We start from the raw sequence: 23,412 nt of genomic DNA on the forward strand, positions 1-23,412 counted from the left end.
AACTAGGCAGCTGCAAGATATTCTCTCAGTTCCTGTAATACAACCTGCACAGAACTATCAAGCTCAGCAATAAGATTCTTTGTTTGCTCTTTCTCCGTGTACTTGGAAATATCAGCTTTTTCGATCAGGATCACTTTTCCTGAAAGTTCTTCTGCCACACCAAGGATTCGCAAAGTTGATTTCATATTATGTGCAGTTGCTTTCAACATGGCCGGATCTTCAGCTGCAAATGATTCTTTCAGTTTTTCTACTTCACTTGGTAAAAAGTCAAATGCTTTATTCAGCAGATCCTGGATATTTTCTTTGTTACCACCTGTTAAGCGATGCAGATAATCGATATTCACAAGCTTCAATTGTGAATGTTGAGGTGTAGCAGGTTCTGTATCCCAATCGCTGTAGTGGTTGAGTAATTCCAACAACTTGCGTTCATCAACAGGTTTGGTGAGATAAGCATTCATGCCTGCGTTGATTGCATTCTGCTGTTCAAGGCTTTGACAAAATGCGCTCAGCCCAATGATGGGCGTTTGCATATGCAACTCAGCTCTGATCTTTTTAGTGGTATCAATACCGCTTAGGCCAGGCATCTGGATATCCATCAATATAAAATCGTAGCTCCTTTGTTTCAACATTTGCAGTGACATTATGCCACTCTCTGCCTTATCGAACAAGAATTGATGTTCTGCAAGAAGATAACCCATCAGATCACGGTTCATCTCATTATCATCAACAATTAAAATACGCTTCTGAATTAGTTTTTCTTTATTAATGATCAACTCTGCTTCAATTTCCCTTTCTATTGCTGTTGCAATTGTGAAAGGCATCAGCAAAACAAATTGAGTACCTTCTCCCGGTGTGGAGAATACTTCAATTTCGCCGCCTTGCATTTCCACGAGTTGCTTAACAATGGGAAGCCCCAAACCTGTTCCGTAATATTTTTTAGCTGTTTTGCTTTCTATCTGGTAGAAACGTTCAAATACAAAAGGCAGTTTTTCTTTTTCGATACCGATGCCGGTATCTTCAACTGTAAACTGTATCCATGCTTTTTCACCCGATTGCTTTACCATTTTTGCTGCAACTGAAACAGACCCTTGCTCTGTAAACTTGATGGAGTTACCTGTAAGATTTACCAGTATCTGCATCAACTTCTTTGCATCGCCTGAAACATACTCAGGCAATTTTTCGTCCATCTGAATATGTAATGAAATGTTTTTAGCCTCAGCACGGTTTTGCAATACGTTATTAAGATTACTGATCACCTGCTTTACATCAAACGCCTCGTTTGAAAACTGAAAATGGCCCGATTCGAGTTTAGAATAATCGAGCACATCGTTGATCACTTCCATCAACAAATTACCGGATATTTTCATCGACTGGATCCATTGCTTTGTTTCAGGGGAATGTTCCTTTTTTAATAGCAAATTTGTATAACCGATAATAGAGTTCAATGGTGTACGCAACTCGTGTGTAACGTTTGAAATAAACTGATCTTTCACCAGTTGTGCCTGCTGCCCTTTTTGAATTGCAATTGACAATGTATTATTCAGTCGGTTTGTTTCAACCATTTTATACACTACCAGCATGGCTATAAGCGACATAAAAATGAGTGAAACCAAATTCCATTTACGATCGAGACTTACCATCTCTGCTTTCTCAATGGTGATCTTATTATTAAGTTGTTCGATCTTTATTCCCAATGCACTGATGAGTTCCTGCTCGCCAAACGTAATTTCTTTGAACGATGATTGATAAGCAACACTATTGATCATTTCAAGTGCCCTTACCTGTCCTTCTGTATCATAAACAGAAAGTATATCACGGTTTAATTGAATGCGGTTGGCTGCTTTATGAACAAATATGTTCACTAAATATTTTGGAATATAACCTCCGTATGTGCTTTTTACTTCCCTGAGATTTTTTTCTATTGTAATGATGTTTTTTGAAAAAGCTTCTTTCTTTTGAATATCCCCTGTTTGCACATAATCTTCCAGGTTGTGATCACTTTGTGTTATGAGAAACATCGTTTTTTCAACCACCTGCTGATACTGCTGATGTTTAATTACAGAATCACTTTGCGCAGAATGTTCCTGTACAGATTGCAACACACCTGATTCTATTGCATAGTTAGTACCAATACCAACCAGCAATATAACAGCAACAAATGTGAATGCGAGAACCTTTTTTAATCGGGGATGATCCCGAAGCAGGAGAAGAATTGGTTTCATAGTACTGGATTTTGAGGACTTACAGACTGAAAAATTACGTCTATTCCAACTCAAATCCAATCATGCGTGCATGTTTTATCCCTATACAGTATAAGTAAAACTACTAGTGTAAATACGATTATCGTATCATACGCCAACACCAACGTTGCAGTTTACCTTCAAAATCGAATGGAGTTGTTGCTTTGGTAATGTCTTTAATAATTGAAGCCTGTATTTCACTTTCATGCAATTCAAACTTCCGGGCATTGTTGCTGAAATATAAAATGCCTCCGGGTTTCGTTGCTTTTAATGTTTGATTAATGAGTTCCACATGATCGAGCTGAATATCCAGAAAGTCTTTCATCTTTTTACTGTTGCTGAAAGTGGGCGGGTCCATCACAACGATATCAAAGGTATTGGGTGTAAGCGTTTCAAGGTATTGCTTCACATCGGCCACAATAAATTTGTATTTCTTATGATCGATAAGAAAATTTACTTCAAAGTTCTTCTTTGCCCAATCGATATAAGTATTTGACAGATCAACTGTAACCACTTCCTCAGCACCACCGGCAGCTGCATATACACTAAAAGAACCAGTGTATGCAAACAGGTTCAATACTTTTTTACCATTTGCTTCTTCCATTACCATCTTACGTGTCGTACGATGATCGAGAAATAAACCTGTATCTAAATAATCAGAAAGGTTCACTAGGAATTTCAATCCATTTTCCTGCACTTCAAAAAACTCTTTTTCTTCAGCTGTTTTCTGGTATTGCGCCTGTCGATTACTTTTCCTGCGACGTTCTTTGGTATAGATAAGTTCTTCATCCATCTGTAACACCTCTGCGATTACATCAACTGTTCCCTCTAACCAATCGAGATGCTCTTCTTCCGTTAAATTATGTTTGGCTTTGTATTCACTCACACAAACCCTTGTATCATACACATCAATACTTACAGGAAATTCCGGCAGATCTTTGTCATATAAACGATAACAGCTGATGCCCATTCGCTTTGCCTGCTTACTTCGGTGCTTATACACTTTCGTAAGCCGGTTTTGAAACATTTGTAATTTATTGGAAAGCATAAGTATGAGTGATGAACGATGTGTGATGAGTTGTGGCTTTTGTATTGGACATTGGACTTTGTATTGTGGATCTTATTTATAATGCCAGCAAACTGCAACCTCTTATATCACTGTTATCCATGCGGCCCAATACACGAAAGCTTCCATCTTCAAATACTTCTCCCACATCATCGGTTGCAATAAAACTGATCGAATATACATTCGCCAGGTCAATAATATTAATGGCGCCTTTACCTGTTGTGCTGATGTGCAAAGGATCATCTTCATCCCTCACCAAAACTTTCATCCATGGCGGACAGTGAAAAATACCATTACCTTTTGAGTAAGCCTGGCTGAGCAATTCCGTCATTCCGTATTCTGAATGAATGGTCTCAACAGAAAAACTTTTTTTTAGTTGCAGATGTACCTGCTCTCTTGTCATCTCCTCCCGCCTTCCCTTCATTCCACCCGTTTCCATGATGATCGTATTCTTCAACGGTAATTGGTATTGCTCAGCAAAATCAAGCAACCCGAATGTAACACCAATGAGAATAGTTGGCTGACCTTCTTTTTCCAGCAGCTGTAATCTGTTAAACAGCTCCTGAAAATTATTGAGGTAAAAACCATTCATGGGATGGTTACTTTTCTCCATCAGTTTTTGCACCATGTACACCAGCGATGAATGGCTACGCTCAAGGTAAGATGGCAACAGACCAAGAAAACAATAGTTCTCCGGCAAACCATATTGCCGCACAAACCCTTTTGTAAAGGTTTCATTATACAAGGCGAGGCTTTTTACATAGTGCTTGCTTTGGATAGTTTGAGATGTGCCGCTGCTTTCAAACAGTGTCTCCGGTGTAAATTCTGTGCTTTCGATCCGGTGTGTTTTAAAAAAACTTATGGGTAAAAAAGGGATGGCCTCAATTGCCGCAGGTATGTTGCGTTCAGCATGTAATGCCTCACAAAATGATCTGTAAACAGGGTTATTATTGTACTGAAATTGAAACAACTCTTTTACCACTTCGTTGAACGAAATGCTGTTTACGTTAAAAAGATTGTTAACAAAAGGAGGAATCAATTTTTTAGTGGGGTATTAATGCTTAAATTTGAATAAGAACACTTCCGAATGAAAGCAAAACTATTATTTCTTTTTGTATTCGCTGCTGTATTAGCAGGCTGCAAAAAGTCGGATTTTACAACAAAGCCACAGGTAGAAATAAAGTCAGTAAAAACGGCAGAGATTATTAGCTCGACCGGGGGGATGGCTAAAATTTATGAATTTGAGTTAACAGTTACCGATAAGGAAGGTAATGCGCAAGGAGAGATTATTATCGATAAACTAGATGCTCCTTTGCCAGCCTGCCAACAGAACTCATTTACTGAAATATTTCCAATGCCGGAATTTCCTTCCGAGACAAATCAAAAAGTGACAGTAAAAGTGAAATACGCTTATGGCGGCAGTGTTACAGGTTATAGTAATTTAGGAGCCAGTTTATGTACTTCTCCCTTAGAACCGCATATTGCAATATTCAGGTTTAGAGTAGTAGATAAAGGAGGCGATACCAGTAATGCGGCGCAATCAGATCCCATTACGTTGCCCTTTTAAGTATCGGTTAAAATGTCACGTTTTACCCGGTTTATTCTTTTTTACCATATTGTTATTGCTGTAAGTGCAGGGGCACTTTGTGTGCAGACCAAGTTATTTTATTCGCTTTTTGAATACCCGTTAACACTTATTGCATTTGTATTTTTTGCAACGCTTCTTAGCTATAATCTTCATTTCAGTTTTGCAGCAAACAAAAGCACTTCATCAGAACAACTGGAATGGTTTCGGGAAGCAAAGACTGCTACATTCCTTTTAAATATTTTATCACTTATTGCTACATTATGGTTTTGGTGGAAGATCCGTAGCATCAACATACATATCATATTAGCTATTGTTTTTAATGCAGCTTACACAGCTCCTCTTCTATTGAAGAAACCAATTAAGCTGCCCTCCATCCTCACCTTTATCAAGAGTTATTTTATTGGTTTTGTCTGGGCCTATGCAACAGTTGTATTGCCGCTTGCTTTTTTTGAAGTGGAGCCCAATGTAAACGAAGTGTTTCTTTTCATCAGCCGTCTTTTGTTGGTTGCACTTGCTACTATGATCTTCGATTACCGTGACCGGCTCCGGGATTTCGAAATGGGTGTTCATACGCCTGCCAACATCATGAACGAGCAACAGTTCCAGGTGTTCTTTATTATCAATGTTGTTCTTTATTCGTTTTCGGTTGTATTCTTAGCCATCCGCTTCGAAACGTATCTTCATTTACTCCAGTTAATACCAGGTGTTGCTGCCATTTACCTGTTGCGTGTTTCCAAAAGACAAAACAGCGATTACTTTTACCTAGGCTGGGTTGACGGGTTACTCATCCTGTCTTCTGTGCTCAGTTTGTTTCTCCTGTTGTAGTACTTGGATTTACCCGTTGGTAAAAAATGCGGATACCCCACTTTTTAAAAGAAGCGAAACCGTACATTTGCTGAAAGCACTAAAACGATGGCAAAAGCAAAAGCAACAAAGAAAAAATCAATTCTTACAGACACTTCTCTTGAGTTTTTGAAGAACTATCATAATACACATTCACCTGTTGGTTTTGAAACCAGCGGACAGAAAGTTTGGTTAGAATATCTGAAGCCATATATCGATACGCATTTCAGCGATTCATATGGCACCGTTGTTGGTGTAATCAATCCTGAACATTCATTTAAAGTAGTGATAGAGGCACATGCCGATGAGATCAGTTGGTTTGTGAATTACATTACACCGGAAGGATTGATCTATCTGAAGCGTAATGGTGGAGTTGATCACCAGATCGCTCCTGCCAAACGTGTGTTGATCCATGGAAAAAAAGGAATTGTAAAAGCTGTGTTTGGATGGCCGGCTATTCATACACGTCTTGGTAATCCAGAAGCAAAAGAACCGCAACCACGTGTTGACAATCTCTGGCTCGATTGCGGCGCCCGCAACAGAAAAGAAGTTGAGGCTCTTGGTGTAAAAGTGGGTTGTGTGGTTACCTATGAAGAAGGTTTTGATGAATTGGCGCATGATTATTACATAGCCCGTGCATTTGACAACCGTATTGGTGGTTTCATGATTGCTGAAGTTGCACGTTTGCTGAAAGAAAATAAAAAGAAACTTCCCTATGGTTTATACATTGTAAATGCTGTGCAGGAAGAAATTGGTTTACGTGGTGCAGAAATGATCGCTCGTCGTATTAAACCCGATATTGCCATTGTTACAGATGTAACACATGATACCACCACGCCCATGATCAGCAAGATTGTTGAAGGTGATATCAGTTGCAGCAAGGGCCCTTCATTGGCAACCGGCCCGGCTATTCACAATAAATTACTCGACTTTGTTACAGATGTTGCTGATAAGAAAAAAATTCCTGTACAGTGGCGTTCATTAAGCCGCAGCACGGGTACCGATACTGATTCATTTGCTTATGCCAATGATGGTTGCCCTTCGGTGCTCATCAGCATTCCATTACGTTACATGCACACAACAGTTGAAATGTTGCACAAGAGTGATATTGAAAACACGATTCACCTGATGTATGAAACGTTGCTGGCGTTAACTCCAAAAACCAATCTCCGTTATTTATGATGCAGTTGTTATACCTCGATCCTGGAAGTGGCAGTTACCTGATACAGGTTATTATAGCTGCAGTGCTGGGTGTGATCTTTTATTTTAAAAGCGGTTGGAACTGGATCAAAAGCTTCTTTGTAAAAACACCACCCAAAACAGAAGAGGAAAAGAATGAGTCAACCGATTAATCATCATCCTGCCTCTTTTCGTGATCCTTCCGGTTTTATTTATGAAAAGGATGGAACGTTCTATCGTTTCGTTGCTGCTGACTACCGTCAAGACTATGATCTGTTGATGAAGAGTGGTCTTGCAGAGGAACTTCTCAAAAAAAGATTACTGCTCCCTTTTACCGAGCTTTCCGAAAATCATACGGGAAGAGCAGATTGGTATAAATCATTACAGCCGCAACAACTTCCGTTTATCTCTTATGCCTGGGAATGGAGTTTTGAACAGCTGAAAGACGCAGCATTAAGCACACTCAACATCTGCAGACTGGCTTTACAAAAAGGCATGATCCTGAAAGATGCAACACCAACCAATATTCAGTTAGTTGATGGCAGATATAAGATGATCGATACACTTTCATTTGAAACATACAATGAAGGTGAATCCTGGATCGCTTACCGGCAGTTTTGCGAATGTTTTTTAAACCCGTTGCTTATTGCTGTTCATACAGGAATGGAAGTGCATAAACTCATGCTCAGCTATCCTGATGGTGTACCTGCTGCAGTAACCTCCGGCTTACTTCCCTTCAAAACAAAGCTGAATGCGTCGGTATATCTGCATGTGCATTTGCAAGCGAAGATGGGGGCAAAACAATCAGTTGAGCAGAAACAAACAGCAAGAAAGATCACCCGGAAAAATATTGATCAGATATTGCAAAACCTGCACAGTTTAATCACTAACCTTTCACTTCCGGCTAAAGCCACTACATGGAACAATTACTACTCAGAAACAATATTGAGCGAAACTTATTTTTCGGAGAAGAAGAAACTGGTAAGTTCACTTTTAGAAAGTATAGAGTACAACTCAGTTCTTGACCTCGGTGCTAATGAAGGTGAATTTTCATTGCTGTGCAAAAATGAAGCAATGGTGATCTCCACTGATTTTGATAGTGATTGCATCAACAGGTTGTATAAACGCATCAAAGAAGAAAAAAGAACAAACATTTATCCAGTTGTAATAGATCTGACCTATCCTTCTCCTTCTTTGGGATGGATGAATAATGAACGGCCCGCTTTTTTTAAACGTACAACAGCAGACGTATGTATGGCGTTGGCACTTATCCATCACCTTGCAATTGCGAAGAATATTACGTTTGAACAGCTGGCTGCTTTTTTTGCTTCTGTTTGCAAAGTGCTCATAATTGAATTTGTGCCGAAAAATGATCCAAAAGTTGCGGGGATGTTACAGTGGCGGAAGGATATATTTGGCAACTATAACGAAGATTTATTTGAGCAGGCATTTTCGCAGCTGTTTGAATTAGAAAAGAAAATGAGTGTGCAGGGAAGCGAACGGACAATGTATGTTTACAGGAAAAAGTAACTCTCTTCATAACCACCATGAAAGAAAAGCTGAATGCACTCCTTCAGGAGAAAACATATTTCCTTTTGCTTTTGCCGCTATTCTTTATTTTTCATGGCTATAACGCTTTTTTTAGTTTCTTTCCTCTTCATTTTGTTTTGCTGAACCTGGTAATCACCTTGCTTGCAACCGTACTACTTTATTTATTAAGTTATTGGTTAATAAAAAATAAAAGAAAAGCGGCCATCTTCTCTTTCTGGATATTACTGCTTCTTTTATCCTTTGGCTTTCTGCATGACTCTTTGAAGAAAATAGTCGGTACCAATTTTTTCAGCAGCTATAAAATTATTCTGCCGCTGATTTTTACTATACTCATCGCCATATGGCTATTTATCAAGAAATGCAATGGTACATTTAAGCGGTTTTTTTTATTCCTTAATATCTTGCTGCCTTTGTTCATTGGATATGAGTTGTTTACTAGCATAAATAATTTTCTTGCCTACAAGAAGGATAAGCACTTGCTTGACAATCGCTTCAGTGTTTATTATCAAGCTGAGAAAAATATCAAACAGCCTGACACAGCAAAACCAGATATCTATTTTCTCGTATTTGATGCATTACCTTCTACAGCAGCAATGCAGCAAGCGTGGAATTTCAATAACAATATTTTGGACAGCTTCCTGCAGAACGAAAGCTTTTACGTTGTCCCTCGCTCAAAAAGTAATTATAACCTCACGGTATTATCAGTAAGCAGTACGCTTAATATGGATTATACTCCACCCGTTGATCTATACCAGGATGAAACTAAACTGTATTTTAAAGCAGCTGCCTCACTTCTTGACAATTCATTACTACGTTACTTAAAGGAGGCAGGTTACGACATCAAACAATATCAACCTGTTTCATTTGTAAATAAGGACTGGAATGGCGATTTGTTTTTTCCCGACATGTTGTACATGAACTATTTCTATCAAACATTACCAGGAAGAGTTTACCGTGATCTTGGTTGGAACTTTTCCCAACTAAAAACAAAGTTCATCAAAAAACAAGATCTCGCCTCCTACGAAAAAAGAAACAATGATCATAAAAATGATCTGTTGCAAACAACATTGCTGATAAAAAACTCCTGTGCAATGAATAAACCGAAACCGCAGTTTGTTTATGCGCACTATCAATTGCCACATGATCCGTACATCTATGATAGTTTGGGCAATTTAAAACCGGTAGAAAAAACAATCACATACAAAGAAGAAGAGCAACCGGCGGCTTTTATTGAGCAAGTTAAATTTGCCAATAAAATAATTCAGCAACTTGTAACGCATATTAGGCAAACAAATAAGCCAAACACAGTCATTATAATTGAAGGTGATCACGGTTTCAGGAATATATACGGGAAGAAAGGCTATATGATCTACGACAATTTCTCAGCATTCTATTTTCCTGACAGGAATTACAAAGATCTTTATCCAACTATCAGTCCTGTTAACAGTTTCAGAGTAGTGTTGAATAACTTTTTTGAAACAAAGCTTCCACTTTTAAAAGATAGCAGTATTTTCATTCCCTATACATTACCCGGAGAAAAGGAATAAGCATGCAAAAACTCTTTCAAAAAGCAAAACTATTTCTTGGTAAGCAACCTCTTTTCCTTTTGCTGCTGCCTTTATTTTTTATATACAGTGGTTATAATGAGTTGTTTGGGTTTCTTTCCTTCAAGTTTATTTTATCGAACCTGGCTGTTATTCTTGTATGCGTAGTTACTTGTCTTCTGCTTTTTTATAAGCTATTTCGTGATTTTACAAAAGCATATGTATTTACTTTTATCATTAGCTTATTCTGCCTCGTATTCGGCTATCTGCACGACAGCTTAAAGCAGTTGTTTCCGCAAAGCTTTTTTGTAAAATTTACTTTCGTGATTCCGGCGATCTTTAGTTTATTCCTGATTGCATTGATTGTATTAAAAAAAAGAAAAAAGCCTTTTACAGAATTGTTTCTTTTCCTGAATCTACTGTTCATTGTTTTGCTTCTCTCCGAAATACCAAACAGTGTAAAACGTTACCAGCTGGATAAAAGTGTTGACAACCTTATTGACTTTCGTTTTAATGCATACAATGAATACAAACCTGAAAAAGCACTTCCCGATTCCTTAAAGCCGGATATTTACTTTCTTGTGTTTGATGCAATGGCTTCATCAAAGAGCATACTGCAAAACTTTGGCAGAGACAATTATCAACTGGATACGTTTTTAAAGCAGAGAGGATTTTATGTTATCCCGAAGGGAAAAGCAAATTATAATTGGACTATTCACTCACTAAGCACAACCTTCAATATGGAGTATCTCCCACCATGGATCGCTCCTGTAATGAACGACGGGAAAGCTTATTTCTGGGGTTCAGCATCAATCTTACATAATTCATTATTCCGCATTCTTAAACAGGAAGGATATACTGTTAATAGTTACCAGCCTATATCTTTTGATAACAAAGACTGGCCGGGCAGTTCATACTTCGCAAGTTTCAAAAAGTATCACTATAGTTTTAAAACATTACCTGGCCGCATTTATCGTGATGTATTTTGGAATTACAACAGGATTGATGTCGATTTTATAAAAGAAAAGCAGTTTAAGATCATCTCAAATCGTAATAATGAAAAGAAAGTCTATTTAGATACTACAATGGCTTTAATTAAACAAAGCTGTTCAACCTCAGGCAGGCAGAAATTTATTTACGGTCATTTTATGATACCACATGATCCCTATACATTCGATAGCACAGGGAAAGTAAAAAACCCTGAGCAAACAATAATAAAACGTAAAGAAGATGATGCTGATGCATACTACAGTCAGCTTGTTTATGCTGGAACTGTTATCAAGGAACTGGTTGCTTATATACAAACAAACAATAAAAAGAATACTATAATCATCGTTGCTGGTGATCATGGTTACCGCAGCAGCGAATCAGAAAAAGCCGGTTACAACTTTGAGAACTTCAATGCCTTCTATTTTCCTGATAAAGATTATGCGAAACTATATGATTCTGTTTCGCCTGTCAATACATTTCGCATCGTACTTAATAAATCATTCGGAAGTAATTTGCCAATCTTAAAAGACAGTAGCATTCTCGTCACGGTGCAAAAAGAAACAATCAGAAAAAAAGAAAAAATAGATTCCAACTGAAATTATTTCCCAGTCAGGTGCTCAAGAATTGATGTTGCGATCAACTTATGAGCAAGTGGATTTGGGTGACCATCAATAAACACCGAATCACTTCCCTTCGTTCCCCAATGCCCAAACATTCTCACATACTCCTGCTCATCAGCGCTGCTCAATCTCTGGCGCAAAGCAGAATCAGCATTTGCAATTCGATATGAGTAATTGCTAATTGGAAGATTTGCCTTAAAGGTAATAGGTCCGTTATTGAGATGCAATAAGATCACCTCTACACCATGCTTTCTGGCCAGTTTAATTATTTCGGAATAGGCAAAAAGCTCCGCCTCCTGCTCCCGATCTGTTGGCCTTTTTTTATGACCAAGAATATTTCCAATTCTTGTTTTGATGATTTGTATTTGTTGATTCCCAAAATAACTGATCCCCTTCTTGAAATAATAACGCAAAAAATTACCCTTATAAATTTTCCGATCTTCCTCGGGTAATAATTCATTTATCGGTGATTGATAAACCGGCGGATCAATAGCAAATTCATTTCCCTTTTCAATAAAGTAAGGTGTAGGGAGTAAGTAACCGCCCCTGCTTGGAGCAAATTCTGTAAGCGATCGCTCGATGAGCCATGGACTCCGTTGAATAATAATGTAACGAGGTTTATATTTTGGAAGAAGCTGGTTTGCCTGTATCAGCATCTGTGCCAAGCCAAAGCCCCCAACAGCAGCATTGATATAATTCATTCCAGATTCCCGTGCAACTATGTATGGAAATATTTCTTCAGCCTTGCATGCAGATCCAAAGGTAAATGAGCAACCAAGAAATAAAAGATCAACAGGTTTATTTACATCACTGAATTGTTCTCCGGTGTGTGCCACTCTAAAACCATTACGGTCAGTTTTAACAGGAACAGGTTGCTTCAGATCGTAAACAAGAGAACTGAAATTATCCGGACGCATCCTGTAACCTAATAAACTATCCCGCTCGTACATCCTGCCCTTCCATGATATAAAATTATCAGAAGAAAAATATCTATAGTATGCCAGAATATTTTTATTTAAGGAAAGAGAGTGATAGATAATAAAAAGCAGAGTGAGAATTGAAAAAAGAAAAAGTGAAACTTTTAATGGGCTTCGAAATAATCCCGAATTCCAAAGTCTTTTGTAGAATAAAGCATAAAGACAAAAAAGAATAATGAATGCCTGCAGTAATTGATAAATATGCCTGGTACCCAATGGAAGAAACAAACCAGTTTTTTCAGCAAAGTACTGAAGTAAAAAAACAACCCTGCACAAATAAAAATTGTTACTAGTGCGTCAATTACAATTTTTTTCATGCCAATTTACTACTCGTTAACTATTACCTTCCTTTAAAAGCCATGTGATCGCCAACTCATACCCCCTCAACCCCAAACCAATAATACTGCCCGCAGCTTTTGCACTAACATGAGACAGCTTGCGAAATTCTTCTCTTGCATGTACATTAGAGATGTGTACTTCCACAACAGGTGTTGTAATGGCAGCTATCGCATCACCAATGGCAACAGAAGTATGCGTGTAACCACCGGGGTTCATTACAATGCCATCGTAAGAAAACCCAACACGTTGTAATTCGTTGATCAACTCACCTTCTACATTGCTTTGATAATAATGAAATTCAACTGAAGGAAATTTTGCTTTCAGCTCTTCGAAATATTCTTCGAACGACTGGTTGCCATATACACCCGGCTCACGTTTGCCGAGCAGATTAAGGTTAGGTCCATTAATGATGGCGATCTTCTTCATGTCGTAAATATAAAATAAAAGCCCCGACTCATTAGTCAGGGCTTCTTATTAATTTAAACTGCTTTTGATCATGTTGATGAAATCATCAAACAGGTAACGGCTGTCGTGCGGACCAGGCGTGCTTTCCGGATGATACTGCACAGAGAATGCAGGACGATCCTTCAAGCGAATACCTTCAATCGATTCATCATTCAGGTTCACATGCGTGATCTCAACATTAGCTGCTTTACGCACCGCTTCCGGATCAACACCAAAACCGTGATTCTGCGTAGTGATCTCACATAAACCTGTTACCAGGTTTTTCACCGGGTGATTTAATCCACGATGCCCGTGATGCATTTTGAATGTTGAAATATCATTTGCCAAAGCCAGCAACTGATGACCGAGACAAATACCAAATGTTGGTTTCTTTTCATTGATGATCGCCTTCACTGTTTCAATTGCATAATCCATACTTGCAGGATCGCCTGGACCATTTGATATAAAGTATCCTGTAGGGTTAAACGCTTTTAGCTCTTCGATCTTTGTTTTTGCAGGGAATACTTTCAGATAAGCACCACGATCAACCATGCACTGCAGAATATTGAGTTTTGTACCAAAGTCCATCACAGCAATACGGATCGGAGATTTTTCATCACCCATATTGTAAGCTTCAGTTGTGCTTACGGTGCTGGCAAGTTCAAGGCCCTCCATTGAAGGAACTTTTTCCAATTCTTCTTTCAGCTTTGCTTCATCCAGTATTTCAGAAGAAATGATGCAGTTCATAGCACCTTTTGTACGCACATGCGTTACAAGTGCTCTTGTATCCACATCTTCAATTGAAACAATATTCTGCTCTTCGAGATATTGCTGCAACGATTTGTCGGCAGAGTATCTTGAGTAACGATCCTCAAGATTGCGGCCAATCAAACCTTTAATTTTTACACTAGTGCTTTCAACATCTTTTTCAAATGTGCCGTAGTTGCCGGTATGCACATTGTTCATGATAATGATCTGACCGGAGTAACTGGGATCAGTAAATACTTCCTGGTAACCCGTCATTCCTGTGTTGAAACAGATCTCACCGGTGGTGGTACCGATCTTTCCAAATGCTTTACCGTAAAATACATTGCCATCTTCCAACATCAAGATAGCGGTTTGAGTTCCTGTTGGCTTATGTGGTTGTGTCATAATTAAGTGCAAAATAAAAGAGGCAGAACCAAATGGCCTGCCTCTGTATCAGAAAATTTTCAACATTTAATTTACTCAGCTGTTTTTTCTTCAGCAGCAGGCGCAGCAGCTTCCGCTGTAGCTTCAGCTTTCTTCTTCGCACCACCGGCACGACGGGTTTTCTTAGCAGGAGCAGCAGCTTCGCCTTTTCCTTTACCGTAAATCTCGTTGAAATCTACCAGTTCAATCATGGCTTTTTCTGCGTTATCACCTACACGAATTCCCAATTTCAGTACACGTGTGTAACCACCCGGGCGACTTGCAATTTTTTCCGCTACCGTGCTAAACAGTTCAGTAACAGCTTCTTTGTTTTGTAAATAACTGAACACAACACGACGGCTGTGAGTTGAGTTATCTTTTGCCTTAGTGATTAGTGGCTCGATCCATGTACGTAAAGCCTTTGCCTTGGTTAAGGTTGTAACGATACGCTTGTGCTGAATCAGCTCAATTGCGAGGTTGGTCAGTAACGCTTTTCTGTGAGAAGCGGTACGTCCCAAGTTTTTGATTTTGTCTCCGTGACGCATGACGTTTAAATTTTAGAGTCTTGTACCGTGTCAGGAATTACAAGACTATGTTTAAAAAAATACTCAGCTGCAATACTGCAGCTGAGTAAAAATATTAATCGATATTATCTAATCCCATTTTGTGAAGATCCATACCGAAGTGTAAGCCTCTTTCGCCTAACACCTGCTCAATTTCTGCCAGAGATTTCTGACCGAAGTTGCGGAACTTCATCAAATCTTCCTGCTCGTACTGAACCAACTCACTCAATGAGTTGATCTTCGCAGCTTTCAGGCAATTGAAGGCACGTACTGAAAGATCGAGATCTTCCAATGGAGTCTTCAATACTTTACGCAGTTGCAGCATTTGCTCATCAACCACATCTTCTTTCTTCTCTTCCTTATTATCAAACGTGATGTTTTCATCAGTAATGATCATCAGGTGCTGAATAAGAATGCGGCTTGCTTGTTTTACTGCTTCTTCCGGATGAATAGTACCGTCAGTAACAACATCCATAACTAATTTTTCGAAATCAGTACGTTGTTCCACACGAGTATTTTCAATCAGGTACTTTACGTTTTTAATTGGCGTAAAGATCGAATCAGTAGCAATGTATCCAAACGGAGCGTCTTTTGGTTTGTTATCCTCTGCAGGAACATAACCACGGCCCTTTGCAATGTTGATCTCAATATCAAGCTTTGCACTTGGATCCATTGTGCAGATGAGCAACTCAGGGTTCATTACTTCAAAGCTCTGAGTAGCTTCACCAATATTTGCAGCAGTAAATTCTGTTTTGTTTTTCAGGCTCAAAGTAACTTTCTCATGAGCAATATCATGATCAACTTTCTTTTTAAAACGAACCTGTTTTAAATTGAGGATGATTTCCACAACGTCTTCGCTGATACCTTTTACAGTAGCGAATTCATGGTCGGCGCCTTCGATTTTAATACCGGTAATAGCGTAACCTTCCAACGAATTCAGCAACACACGGCGCAAAGCATTACCAATGGTAACACCATAACCGGGTTCAAGCGGACGGAATTCAAACTGTGCCTCAAAGTCATTTGCCTTCTGAAGAACAATTTTGTCGGGTTTTACGAAATTCAAAATAGCCATATTGAAGTTTCTGTTTTACATTTTGTAATCGGCTGTTAAGCCTTTATTCATCTGCTGTTGCGTCGCACTCTTGTACGTTCTGTAACTGGATTGAGCTATTGGCTTATCGCTAACGGCTCAAGGCTTATTACTTGCTGTACAATTCCACGATCAACTGCTCCTTAATATTTTCAGGAACACTTTCACGTTCAGGGTAAGCAATGAAAGTACCTTTCATTTCAGCTTCGTTGTAATCGATCCAGTTAAATTTAGGATTCTTTCCTTTTGCCTGGCCTGTAACAGAAGTGTTATCCTTGCTCTTATCTTTCAAGCTAACGATATCACCTGGTTTCAATTGGTAAGAAGGAACATTTACAACAATACCATTTACAGTAACGTGCTTGTGGCTCACCAGCTGACGTGCAGCAGGGCGGCTTGGAGCAATACCCAAACGGTAGATCGTGTTATCCAAACGTGCTTCGAGGAGGCGAATCAGGTTTTCACCGGTTACACCTTTCAAGCGTGCAGCTTCTTCAAATGTTTTACGGAATTGTTTCTCTAATACACCATAAGTGTATTTGGCTTTTTGTTTTTCACGCAACTGTAAAGCGTATTCACCTAAAGTTTTACGCTTACGTTGTGCGCCATGTTGACCCGGAGGGTTGCTGTTTTTACCCAACCATTTGCCATTGCCGAGGATTGGCTCACCGAAAATACGGGAGATCTTGGTCTTAGGACCAGTGTAACGTGCCATAGTTTTTATTCATTTACGCTTTTTAGAAACCGGTGAACTGATCCGTAAAAGCGTTAAAAATTAATCAGCCACCCTTTTAATAAAATGAATGAATCTTGGCGATTCAAATATGTCTGGACAGATGCGTAAAACGCACCAGTCAATTAAACTCTTCTCTTTTTAGGAGGACGACAACCGTTGTGTGGTAAAGGAGTAACGTCTTTGATCATTGCTACTTCAATACCTGATTGTGATAAAGCACGGATAGCGCTTTCACGACCAGAACCGGGTCCTTTTACATAAACATCAACACGCTTAACACCAGCATCGAAAGCTACTTTTGCAGCCTCTGCAGATGCTACCTGTGCAGCATAAGGAGTGTTTTTCTTAGAACCTTTGAAGCCCATTTTACCGGCGCTGCTCCATGAAATAACCTGTCCTTGTTTGTTTGTTAAGCTGATGATGATGTTGTTGAAAGTGGCGCTGATATGTGCGTCACCATGCGAATCAATCTTTACAACTCTTTTCTTGGCGGCTGCCTTAGCGCTCACCTGTTGTGCTTTTGCCATAATTGAAAACCGAGGTAATCTATTTGTTTTAAAATAATCCACCTGAGGCGGACCAGATCAACGCTCCATCTACACCGTGATATCTGCTGTTAACCTGTAAGAACTGGTGTATATAGAAAAGCCGAAAGCTGTTAGCGTTTTGCTACCAGCTTTCAACTTAATTCTTATTACTTCTTAGCTGCTTTCTTCTTACCTGCAACTGTCTTACGTTTACCTTTACGTGTGCGACTATTTGTCTTAGTACGCTGTCCACGAACAGGTAATCCTTTACGGTGACGTAAGCCACGGTAGCAAGCAATATCAAGCAAACGCTTAATGCTCATTTGCACTTCACTACGCAACTGACCTTCTACTTTGAACTCGTTGGTAATAACGTTACGAATTGAATTCAATTCGTCATCGTTCCATTGGTTCACTTTTTTATTTACATCAATACCTGATTTCTCAAGGATGTATTTTGCAGTAGAAGGACCAATACCATAGATATAGGTAAGGCCTATTTCTCCTCTTTTGTTTTTTGGTAAATCAACACCGGCAATACGAGCCATAACTTATTTTACTTTTATTGTTCTTGTTTGGTTTGAATCAGCAACAATTACCCTTGACGCTGCTTAAAGCGAGGGTTCTTTTTGTTGATCACATAAAGCTTACCTTTTCTGCGAACGATCTTGCAGTCGGCGCTACGCTTCTTAATGGATGCTCTTACTTTCATTTTCTTAAGCTTTGTGCTGCAAGCTGTTCGCTGCGAGCTATTGTTTACTTTATTTCTATTAATAAGCCGAAGCTTACTTATATCTGAAAATAATACGTCCCCTGCTCAAATCGTAGGGACTCATTTCAACCCCAACTTTATCCCCAGGGAGAATACGGATGTAGTGCATCCTCATTTTTCCTGAGATGGTGGCCAAAATTTCGTGCCCGTTTTCAAGCTGTACCCGAAACATTGCATTACTTAATGCTTCTAAAATTTTGCCGTCCTGTTTAATAAGTGCTTGTTTCGCCATACTTTTTGGGGTCGCAAAGATAGGAGGATTTCTGGAAAAGAATACAAAAAAATCAACCCCGGCGGGCATTTTCAAAAAAAAATTCCCAAGCCGGGGCCTAATATAAAATTTTCTGCTATTTAAATTGCTTCTGCAGTAAGATGCACCTTGGTCATATTAAGATAATAATTCTGCAGCTGATGCAGTGCAATTGATTGATTTACATGACGTTTATCTTCTCTGTACCAGAAGCTGATATTACTAAAATCATCCGGCTTATCTAAATGAACCCTGAAAGCTCCTTTCAGATATTTTACCGACCCATCGGGCTGGTCTTCCCGGGTAAAATTAATTTTTTTGAGAGCGGCATCGCTGAGGGGTATTGGTTTCAGCACTTCCCCGGCATACCAAAATTCATTCTGGCCGTTGGTAAGCACCTTTGCCAGTTTTTGACCGTTGTTTACTTCAAGCACCTCTCCTTCCATGAGTGTGCCTTCGAAATCGACCATTACGAGATCACCTTCTTTGAGATCAGAGATTTTAATCATAACGCAAGCGCTTTTGTTTGCTCTAATTTAAACAAATAATGACAAAAAAGCAGCTTACCTGAAACATGGCCTTAAATGATTCTTAACAGGCTGTTTAAAACTCAACTGGCCTCCTTTTTGTTCCTATTATGAATAAACTAAAAGGATATGAAACGATTGAGCGTTGCTTTCTTACCATTACTGTTCATCCTCCTTGCTACTTCCTGCAAGAAAAACCCCATCAAAAATCTGAATGTTGAGGAAAGCTGGGTTTATATCAGCAGCGGTAATAACGGAGTCAACTTTTCTAACTTTTCAAGTGTAACCATCCCCGATTCTGTTATTCTCATCAGCAACAGGCAAGGAAGTAATAATTATGAAACCAATGCTCTTGCACAATCGATGATCGCTGAAGTGAAAACAACAATGCAGTCACGAGGTTACACACTTACAGGTAAAAATAACAATCCCGACCTGGGCATCAGTATTGCTAGGATCGATAACAGCTACACCAATGTAGCGGCTGTTAATGGTTGGTGGGACCCGTATTATGGTTATTGGGATCCCACTTTCTGGGGTTATCCCGGCTTTGGTTGGGCTCCAACCCAATTTGTTTTTTATAATACAACTGAATCAGCATGGGCAATTGATATTATCGATCTGAAAAATACGAGTGGCAATTCGCTGCAGATATTATGGAGCGGCACCATTCGTGGTGAAGAAATATTTAATTCACAAGCTGTGCCTTTGATCGTAAAAGGTATGTTTGAAATCGCCCCTTATATCAAAAGAAATTAATTGAACGAACAAAACATTAGCAGATGAAACATGTAATCATACTATTAATAACCGTCAGCTTTGGTGCAGTTGCCACAGCACAACAAGGCTTATCGAAGATCAGTTTTCAACATTCCACTCATTTACCAATTGGAAGTGTACGTGGTTTTGTTGAGAACATTTCCCCAAGAGGGTTTTCTGCCGATTACAGTTACTTCATCAACAATAATTTTTCACTTGGATTTGCCAGTGGCTACAGTGATCTCTATCAAAAGAAAGACCGTCAGACTTATACTTTTTCAGAAACGGATATATCAGCAGTAAAATCGCATTCACTGCAGATAATACCATTAATGCTGAAAGGAAGTTATAGCAACATTAAAGAAGGATCAGTTTTTCAGCCTTATGCAGGCATAGCAGCAGGCGGCAGCCTTATCAATTACGAAGAATGGTTCGGCACATTGGTAGATAAAAAAGGCGGATTTCGTTTTACTGTTGCACCTGAAATAGGAACCCGCATATCGTTTAATAAATATTCATTAGCTGGCGCAGACCTGAGTTTGCGTTATCATTACACCGCATTCAAGTATAACGATGTAAAAAATCTGCAAACTCTTTCGCTCAACCTTGGCTTATTTTTCTTTAACAGGAATTAATATCAGCTGCGTTTACGGTAATTGAAAATAGCCCAGCCATTTAATACAACAGCAAAACCTGTCATGATAAGTAAATGGTTTTTGATATCCGTTAGGCCGCTGCCTTTTAGCACAACCATACGCATCACATCAATAAAATAGGAAACAGGATTAAACCTTGTGATCCATTGTGCCCACTCCGGCATACTGTCAATAGACGTGTAAAGTCCACCCAACAAAACAAAGATCATCATCAGGAAAAAGGAAATGAGCATGGCCTGTTGTTGCGTAGTGGCATAGGTAGAGATCAATAAACCAAGACCCAACACCGCCAGCAAAAAAACAGAAGCAAATACATAAATGGTGAAGAACCCACCGAGTGGAATGATACCGTACAGCAACCGTGAGATCAGCAATCCCAATGTTAATACGATCATACCCAATATCCAGAATGGAATAAGTTTTCCTAAAATGAAATGATACTTCTTAACCGGTGTTACATTAATCTGTTCAATGGTGCCAATCTCTTTTTCTTTTACAATATTAATGGCCGTAAGATTTGCTCCAACCATTGTGAGCAGCAGCACTAGTATTCCGGGCACCATGAAATATTTATAGTTCATCAATGGATTAAACCAGTTGGATGCAGTGACTTCTATTTGTGTTTGCGGACTAAATCTTGGCATTTGTATCCATTCCAATCTAACTTCCCGGTTAAAATCCTGGAGTATTGCCCGCAGGTATGCACTTCCAAGACTTCCTTTAACGCCATTTATAGCATTGCTTGCAATAAAAAGTTGTGCTTCACTTTCCTTTACCAATTGCTTTTCAAATGAAGCAGGTATTTCCAACACCAGGTCTGCATTGTCTTTTTCAATTTCAACAAACGACTCCTCAAACGAACCGGAATAATGGGTGAGTTGAAAATATCCGCTTGAAGTGATCTTAGAGATCAGTTGACGTGAATAAGATGAACGATCAAGATCGGTTACAGATAATTTAATATTCTTGATCTCATAATCGGCAGCCCAGGGTAAGATCATCAGTTGAATGACAGGCATTATAAAAATGATACGCAGGATAGCAGGGTCACGAAAAATCTGCCTGAACTCTTTCTGCAATAAAAATTTTAATGTCCTCATTGTAATCTGATTTTAAAACGTTTCACCGCCACGGTTAAAAAGAACAGCATCATGCCCAGAAGTATCAGCGTTTCTTTCCAAACCGCTGCAAGCCCCACTCCTTTTATCATTACTGATTTTACAATGATGTAATACCATTTGGCCGGTACAATATTGGAAACAGTACGAAGTGGCAATGGCATATTTTCAATGGGAAACATAAATCCACTCAGCATAACTGTTGGCAAGAACAAAGCAACCAATGAAATGAACATAGCCACCTGTTGCGATTCTGCTGCAGAAGAAATCAATAAGCCAAGCGATAGTGATACCAGTGTAAACAAAATACTTTCTGCAACCAGTAATGCAAGACTTCCGTTGATGGGCACTTCCAACGCATATACACTCAGCAAAAGAATACTGGCAATATTGATGGTTGATAATAATAAATAAGGAACTGCTTTTGCAAACACCACCAATTGTGGTTTCATTGGAGATACAAGCATGATCTCCATTGTACCCATCTCTTTTTCACGCACAATAGTAATTGCTGTCATCATGGTACAAACAAGCAACAAAACCATGGCCATTACCCCCGGCACAAAATTGTAAGCACCTTTCAATTGCGGGTTATACAGCATTCTTGTTTCTATATTGATAGTATAAGGGAGTTTCAGATTATCAGTAACCCGGTTCTGGTAATCCATGATCACCGCTGTTGCATAATTGGTTAATGTATTTGCAACGTTAGGATCAGATGCATCTGCTATTAACTGCACACTTGCTTTGTTCATGTGTTGAAGATCTTCACCAAACTGGTTGGGCAACACAATAGCCAGTTTGATCTTTCCTTTGCGAAAAGCCGTTTCAATTTCATTGTACGATTGAAGATTTTCTTCTACATCAAAATAGCGGCTTGAATTTATTTCACTGATTAATGAAGTTGTTGCAGCATCTTTTGATTGATCAAGCACAGCGATCTTTGAATTCTTTACTTCATTTGTTAGTGCAAAACCAAAGATGACGATCTGTATCACAGGCATCCCCAACAGGATAAACATGGTACGTTTATCCCGCCAGATATGAAGAAACTCTTTTTTTACAAATGCGAAAAATTGTTTCATGTTGCTCTCGCTAAAATTTGCTTGTTACTCAATCGCCTGCCCTCACCGCTTTACGTGCCAGCTTCAGAAACACATCGTCCATTGAATTTGAATGATATATTTTTTTCAACTCAGCAGGTGTATCCAGTGCTTCAATTTTACCATCCACCATAATACTTACCCTGTTACAATACTCAGCTTCATCCATATAATGTGTGGTAACAAAAATGGTGATTCCGTTATCAGCAGCCTGGTAGATCATGTTCCAGAATTCACGACGTGTGACGGGATCAACACCGCCTGTTGGTTCATCTAAGAAAACAATTTCCGGTTCATGAAAAATGGCCACGGAAAATGCAAGCTTTTGTTTCCATCCAAGCGGCAATGAGCCAACGAGTTTATTTGCTTCTTTCTCCAGATGTAAGTGATCAAGGATAAAAGCTGTTTTCTCTTTAATGAATGCATTGCTCTTTCCATAAATACCACCGTACAATTGCATATTCTCTTTCACCGTCAAGTCTTCATACAACGAAAACTTCTGGCTCATGTACCCAATGTTCTTTTTGATCTGTTCAGTCTGAGTGTACACATCAAAACCTGCAACAGTTGCTTTGCCACCTGTGGGCTTCGACAAACCGCACAACATACGCATGGCTGTTGTTTTACCTGCACCATTTGCACCAAGAAATCCAAATATTTCTCCTTTGTGTACATCAAACGTAATCGCATCCACAGCTGTAAAATGCCCGAAGCGCTTACTGAGTTCCTGTGCTGTTATGATCTTATCGTTTGCCAT

At 39.1% G+C, this 23,412-nt stretch carries 25 protein-coding genes and 1 pseudogene; 9 read left to right on the plus strand and 17 right to left on the minus strand.

Annotation, left to right across the window (positions count from 1 at the left end):
• Window positions 1-2: 2 nt before the first annotated feature.
• From VK159_RS00320 to VK159_RS00330, 3 genes are all read right to left on the minus strand, one after another.
• On the minus strand, window positions 3-2,222 hold the full coding sequence (locus VK159_RS00320) for an ATP-binding protein (protein WP_324228160.1): 2,220 nt from the start codon (window positions 2,220-2,222) through the stop codon (window positions 3-5).
• Window positions 2,223-2,340: 118 nt separating this feature from the next.
• Window positions 2,341-3,267 carry a class I SAM-dependent methyltransferase gene (locus tag VK159_RS00325; RefSeq protein WP_324228161.1) on the minus strand — a complete coding sequence of 309 codons (927 nt, stop codon included), beginning with the start codon at window positions 3,265-3,267 and terminating at the stop codon, window positions 2,341-2,343.
• 97 nt (window positions 3,268-3,364) lie between these two features.
• Window positions 3,365-4,345 carry an acyl transferase gene (locus VK159_RS00330; RefSeq protein WP_324228162.1) on the minus strand — a complete coding sequence of 327 codons (981 nt, stop codon included), beginning with the start codon at window positions 4,343-4,345 and terminating at the stop codon, window positions 3,365-3,367.
• 48 nt (window positions 4,346-4,393) lie between these two features.
• Between VK159_RS00330 and VK159_RS00335 the strand changes: the two genes are divergently transcribed.
• The 7 genes from VK159_RS00335 (at window position 4,394) to VK159_RS00365 (ending at window position 11,597) form a co-directional block, all read left to right on the plus strand.
• A complete protein-coding gene (locus VK159_RS00335) occupies window positions 4,394-4,873 on the plus strand; it encodes a hypothetical protein (RefSeq protein WP_324228163.1) in 480 nt (159 codons plus the stop codon).
• Window positions 4,874-4,885: 12 nt separating this feature from the next.
• On the plus strand, window positions 4,886-5,719 hold the full coding sequence (locus VK159_RS00340) for a hypothetical protein (RefSeq protein ID WP_324228164.1): 834 nt from the start codon (window positions 4,886-4,888) through the stop codon (window positions 5,717-5,719).
• Between the two features lie 87 nt (window positions 5,720-5,806).
• Window positions 5,807-6,919, plus strand: a complete 1,113-nt coding sequence (locus tag VK159_RS00345) for a M20/M25/M40 family metallo-hydrolase (RefSeq protein ID WP_324228165.1) — start codon at window positions 5,807-5,809, stop codon at window positions 6,917-6,919.
• Complete coding sequence (locus VK159_RS00350) at window positions 6,916-7,089, plus strand: hypothetical protein (protein ID WP_182804612.1); 174 nt, start codon at window positions 6,916-6,918, stop codon at window positions 7,087-7,089. The genes VK159_RS00345 and VK159_RS00350 overlap by 4 nt, the downstream gene beginning before the upstream one ends.
• Complete coding sequence (locus VK159_RS00355; protein ID WP_324228166.1) at window positions 7,073-8,446, plus strand: class I SAM-dependent methyltransferase; 1,374 nt, start codon at window positions 7,073-7,075, stop codon at window positions 8,444-8,446. The genes VK159_RS00350 and VK159_RS00355 overlap by 17 nt, the downstream gene beginning before the upstream one ends.
• Window positions 8,447-8,463: 17 nt before the next feature.
• A complete protein-coding gene (locus tag VK159_RS00360; protein WP_324228167.1) occupies window positions 8,464-10,014 on the plus strand; it encodes a sulfatase-like hydrolase/transferase in 1,551 nt (516 codons plus the stop codon).
• Window positions 10,015-10,016: 2 nt separating this feature from the next.
• On the plus strand, window positions 10,017-11,597 hold the full coding sequence (locus VK159_RS00365) for a sulfatase-like hydrolase/transferase (RefSeq protein ID WP_324228168.1): 1,581 nt from the start codon (window positions 10,017-10,019) through the stop codon (window positions 11,595-11,597).
• Between the two features lie 2 nt (window positions 11,598-11,599).
• Here the strand turns inward: VK159_RS00365 and VK159_RS00370 are convergent, their stop codons facing one another.
• The 11 genes and pseudogenes from VK159_RS00370 to VK159_RS00420 all read right to left on the minus strand — a co-directional run bounded on the left by VK159_RS00370 (window position 11,600) and on the right by VK159_RS00420 (window position 19,001).
• The gene (locus tag VK159_RS00370; RefSeq protein WP_324228169.1) at window positions 11,600-12,571 is read right to left on the minus strand and encodes a hypothetical protein; all 972 of its coding nucleotides are present in this window, start codon (window positions 12,569-12,571) and stop codon (window positions 11,600-11,602) included.
• A 360-nt stretch (window positions 12,572-12,931) separates the two neighbouring features.
• On the minus strand, window positions 12,932-13,363 hold the full coding sequence (gene aroQ, locus VK159_RS00375; RefSeq protein WP_324228170.1) for a type II 3-dehydroquinate dehydratase: 432 nt from the start codon (window positions 13,361-13,363) through the stop codon (window positions 12,932-12,934).
• Between the two features lie 48 nt (window positions 13,364-13,411).
• Window positions 13,412-14,533, minus strand: a complete 1,122-nt coding sequence (gene carA / locus VK159_RS00380) for a glutamine-hydrolyzing carbamoyl-phosphate synthase small subunit (protein WP_324228171.1) — start codon at window positions 14,531-14,533, stop codon at window positions 13,412-13,414.
• A 212-nt stretch (window positions 14,534-14,745) separates the two neighbouring features.
• A pseudogene (gene rplQ / locus VK159_RS00385) lies at window positions 14,746-15,096 on the minus strand (50S ribosomal protein L17); the annotation flags it as partial.
• 94 nt (window positions 15,097-15,190) lie between these two features.
• Entirely contained in the window at window positions 15,191-16,189 is a 999-nt protein-coding gene (locus VK159_RS00390) for a DNA-directed RNA polymerase subunit alpha (protein ID WP_324228172.1), read from the minus strand.
• A 127-nt stretch (window positions 16,190-16,316) separates the two neighbouring features.
• The gene (gene rpsD, locus VK159_RS00395) at window positions 16,317-16,922 is read right to left on the minus strand and encodes a 30S ribosomal protein S4 (RefSeq protein ID WP_324228173.1); all 606 of its coding nucleotides are present in this window, start codon (window positions 16,920-16,922) and stop codon (window positions 16,317-16,319) included.
• Between the two features lie 143 nt (window positions 16,923-17,065).
• On the minus strand, window positions 17,066-17,470 hold the full coding sequence (rpsK, locus tag VK159_RS00400) for a 30S ribosomal protein S11 (protein WP_182804593.1): 405 nt from the start codon (window positions 17,468-17,470) through the stop codon (window positions 17,066-17,068).
• Between the two features lie 167 nt (window positions 17,471-17,637).
• Window positions 17,638-18,018 (minus strand): 30S ribosomal protein S13, encoded by a 381-nt coding sequence (rpsM, locus tag VK159_RS00405; RefSeq protein ID WP_182804591.1) that lies wholly within the window; start codon window positions 18,016-18,018, stop codon window positions 17,638-17,640.
• 47 nt (window positions 18,019-18,065) lie between these two features.
• Complete coding sequence (ykgO, locus tag VK159_RS00410) at window positions 18,066-18,182, minus strand: type B 50S ribosomal protein L36 (protein ID WP_038084689.1); 117 nt, start codon at window positions 18,180-18,182, stop codon at window positions 18,066-18,068.
• 73 nt (window positions 18,183-18,255) lie between these two features.
• Window positions 18,256-18,474, minus strand: coding sequence for a translation initiation factor IF-1 (infA, locus tag VK159_RS00415; protein WP_129130093.1), 219 nt, complete (start codon window positions 18,472-18,474; stop codon window positions 18,256-18,258).
• A 119-nt stretch (window positions 18,475-18,593) separates the two neighbouring features.
• Entirely contained in the window at window positions 18,594-19,001 is a 408-nt protein-coding gene (locus VK159_RS00420; RefSeq protein WP_324228174.1) for a hypothetical protein, read from the minus strand.
• Window positions 19,002-19,148: 147 nt separating this feature from the next.
• On the opposite strand from VK159_RS00420, the gene VK159_RS00425 reads away from it, so the two are divergent.
• Together VK159_RS00425 and VK159_RS00430 are read left to right on the plus strand one after the other, a co-directional pair.
• Window positions 19,149-19,778 carry a DUF4136 domain-containing protein gene (locus tag VK159_RS00425; RefSeq protein WP_324228175.1) on the plus strand — a complete coding sequence of 210 codons (630 nt, stop codon included), beginning with the start codon at window positions 19,149-19,151 and terminating at the stop codon, window positions 19,776-19,778.
• 23 nt (window positions 19,779-19,801) lie between these two features.
• Window positions 19,802-20,413, plus strand: coding sequence for an outer membrane beta-barrel protein (locus VK159_RS00430; protein ID WP_324228176.1), 612 nt, complete (start codon window positions 19,802-19,804; stop codon window positions 20,411-20,413).
• Window positions 20,414-20,415: 2 nt separating this feature from the next.
• On the opposite strand, the gene VK159_RS00435 is transcribed toward VK159_RS00430, so the two are convergent.
• From VK159_RS00435 to VK159_RS00445, 3 genes are read right to left on the minus strand one after another with little or no spacing between them, the layout of a single operon-like run.
• A complete protein-coding gene (locus VK159_RS00435) occupies window positions 20,416-21,534 on the minus strand; it encodes an ABC transporter permease (protein ID WP_324228177.1) in 1,119 nt (372 codons plus the stop codon).
• The gene (locus VK159_RS00440; protein WP_324228178.1) at window positions 21,531-22,637 is read right to left on the minus strand and encodes an ABC transporter permease; all 1,107 of its coding nucleotides are present in this window, start codon (window positions 22,635-22,637) and stop codon (window positions 21,531-21,533) included. The genes VK159_RS00435 and VK159_RS00440 overlap by 4 nt, the downstream gene beginning before the upstream one ends.
• Before the next feature lie 28 nt (window positions 22,638-22,665).
• Window positions 22,666-23,412 carry an ABC transporter ATP-binding protein gene (locus VK159_RS00445; RefSeq protein ID WP_324228179.1) on the minus strand — a complete coding sequence of 249 codons (747 nt, stop codon included), beginning with the start codon at window positions 23,410-23,412 and terminating at the stop codon, window positions 22,666-22,668.

Origin of the sequence: Lacibacter sp., from assembly GCF_035299325.1 — a bacterium.
Lineage (GTDB): Bacteria > Bacteroidota > Bacteroidia > Chitinophagales > Chitinophagaceae > Lacibacter.

What these genes read in the sequence shown, in the direction of transcription:
- rpsM (WP_182804591.1), bottom strand. Translation starts at nt 18,018, where the DNA reads ATGGCTCGTATTGCCGGTGTTGATTTACCAAAAAACAAAAGAGGAGAA.
- VK159_RS00390 (WP_324228172.1), bottom strand. Translation starts at nt 16,189, where the DNA reads ATGGCTATTTTGAATTTCGTAAAACCCGACAAAATTGTTCTTCAGAAG.
- VK159_RS00345 (WP_324228165.1), top strand. Translation starts at nt 5,807, where the DNA reads ATGGCAAAAGCAAAAGCAACAAAGAAAAAATCAATTCTTACAGACACT.
- VK159_RS00420 (WP_324228174.1), bottom strand. Translation starts at nt 19,001, where the DNA reads ATGATTAAAATCTCTGATCTCAAAGAAGGTGATCTCGTAATGGTCGAT.
- VK159_RS00370 (WP_324228169.1), bottom strand. Translation starts at nt 12,571, where the DNA reads ATGTACGAGCGGGATAGTTTATTAGGTTACAGGATGCGTCCGGATAAT.
- ykgO (WP_038084689.1), bottom strand. Translation starts at nt 18,182, where the DNA reads ATGAAAGTAAGAGCATCCATTAAGAAGCGTAGCGCCGACTGCAAGATC.
- rpsD (WP_324228173.1), bottom strand. Translation starts at nt 16,922, where the DNA reads ATGGCACGTTACACTGGTCCTAAGACCAAGATCTCCCGTATTTTCGGT.
- VK159_RS00350 (WP_182804612.1), top strand. Translation starts at nt 6,916, where the DNA reads ATGATGCAGTTGTTATACCTCGATCCTGGAAGTGGCAGTTACCTGATA.
- aroQ (WP_324228170.1), bottom strand. Translation starts at nt 13,363, where the DNA reads ATGAAGAAGATCGCCATCATTAATGGACCTAACCTTAATCTGCTCGGC.
- VK159_RS00335 (WP_324228163.1), top strand. Translation starts at nt 4,394, where the DNA reads ATGAAAGCAAAACTATTATTTCTTTTTGTATTCGCTGCTGTATTAGCA.
- VK159_RS00320 (WP_324228160.1), bottom strand. Translation starts at nt 2,222, where the DNA reads ATGAAACCAATTCTTCTCCTGCTTCGGGATCATCCCCGATTAAAAAAG.
- carA (WP_324228171.1), bottom strand. Translation starts at nt 14,533, where the DNA reads ATGACACAACCACATAAGCCAACAGGAACTCAAACCGCTATCTTGATG.
- VK159_RS00340 (WP_324228164.1), top strand. Translation starts at nt 4,886, where the DNA reads ATGTCACGTTTTACCCGGTTTATTCTTTTTTACCATATTGTTATTGCT.
- VK159_RS00425 (WP_324228175.1), top strand. Translation starts at nt 19,149, where the DNA reads ATGAAACGATTGAGCGTTGCTTTCTTACCATTACTGTTCATCCTCCTT.
- VK159_RS00325 (WP_324228161.1), bottom strand. Translation starts at nt 3,267, where the DNA reads ATGTTTCAAAACCGGCTTACGAAAGTGTATAAGCACCGAAGTAAGCAG.
- VK159_RS00430 (WP_324228176.1), top strand. Translation starts at nt 19,802, where the DNA reads ATGAAACATGTAATCATACTATTAATAACCGTCAGCTTTGGTGCAGTT.
- infA (WP_129130093.1), bottom strand. Translation starts at nt 18,474, where the DNA reads ATGGCGAAACAAGCACTTATTAAACAGGACGGCAAAATTTTAGAAGCA.
- rpsK (WP_182804593.1), bottom strand. Translation starts at nt 17,470, where the DNA reads ATGGCAAAAGCACAACAGGTGAGCGCTAAGGCAGCCGCCAAGAAAAGA.
- VK159_RS00360 (WP_324228167.1), top strand. Translation starts at nt 8,464, where the DNA reads ATGAAAGAAAAGCTGAATGCACTCCTTCAGGAGAAAACATATTTCCTT.
- VK159_RS00355 (WP_324228166.1), top strand. Translation starts at nt 7,073, where the DNA reads ATGAGTCAACCGATTAATCATCATCCTGCCTCTTTTCGTGATCCTTCC.
- VK159_RS00445 (WP_324228179.1), bottom strand. Translation starts at nt 23,412, where the DNA reads ATGGCAAACGATAAGATCATAACAGCACAGGAACTCAGTAAGCGCTTC.
- VK159_RS00365 (WP_324228168.1), top strand. Translation starts at nt 10,017, where the DNA reads ATGCAAAAACTCTTTCAAAAAGCAAAACTATTTCTTGGTAAGCAACCT.
- VK159_RS00435 (WP_324228177.1), bottom strand. Translation starts at nt 21,534, where the DNA reads ATGAGGACATTAAAATTTTTATTGCAGAAAGAGTTCAGGCAGATTTTT.
- VK159_RS00440 (WP_324228178.1), bottom strand. Translation starts at nt 22,637, where the DNA reads ATGAAACAATTTTTCGCATTTGTAAAAAAAGAGTTTCTTCATATCTGG.